This window comes from Curtobacterium sp. MCBA15_016 (genome assembly GCF_001865105.1).
In the GTDB taxonomy this organism is placed as follows: Bacteria; Actinomycetota; Actinomycetes; order Actinomycetales; family Microbacteriaceae; genus Curtobacterium.
In genome coordinates this window covers 3,045-3,865 of record NZ_MJGR01000034.1, presented here as the reverse complement: position 1 = coordinate 3,865, position 821 = coordinate 3,045, and the positions used below count along the sequence as shown (strand labels likewise).

Sequence of the window (821 nt, the reverse complement as noted above, 5' to 3'; positions counted from 1 at the left end):
TCGTCATCACGGCCTCGCACCAGCTGACCCCGTTCGTGGTCGTCGCCGCGTTCGTGCCGCTCCTCGTGCTCGGCTTCCTCCGCCCCTGGTGGCTCGCCGTCCCGCTGACGCTGCTCCCCCTGCTCTACCTCGTGCCGAACCTCGACTACATCCAGGAGAAGTTCGGTCTCACCACCGGCTTCGACCCGGTGAGCAACGTCACCGCCGCGTCGACGTCGATCGCCATCCCGTCGATCGCGACGACCCTGCAGTCCCGCGCGGTCCTCGGGATCACGGCACTCGTCGCCGTGTGCGCCGTCATCGGACTCGTCCGGATGGTCCGCGGTGGGCACGCCCGACGCGCCCTCCTGGTGCTCTGGCTGGCGGCCTGCCCGATCGTGCTCGTGCTCGGGCAGAGCTACGGCGGCGAGGCGAAGTTCCGCGTCGTCCTGTTCTCCGCGCCGTTCCTGGCGATCGCAGCCGTCCACGCCTTCCACGGCCGCCGGCTCCGCATCGCCGCCACGGCCCTTGTGTTGACCGTGACCACCGCGCTGTTCCTCGGTGCCACGTTCCAGACCGAGCAGGCGAACCAGACCGCACCGGCCGACGTGGCCGCGGCGAAGTGGCTCGACGGCCGGTTCCAGGCCGACGACACCCTCACGACCGTCGGCAGCTTCCCGTCGATCATCGGCGGGAACTACGAGAACTTCCTCCGCCACTGGGGCCAGGTCGACTCGCTGCAGAGCGAGGCCGCGTGGTTCCCGAAGGGCATGACGGCCGACGACCTCACCGGTGTCCTGCAGGACCGCGACCAGGGCGGACACTCCTGGCTCGTGTTCTCG

The 821-nt window shown here is 70.2% G+C and carries 1 pseudogene; it reads left to right on the top strand.

The window, feature by feature from the left end:
* Positions 1–821 (top strand): annotated as a pseudogene (locus BIV03_RS19755) (hypothetical protein); the annotation flags it as partial.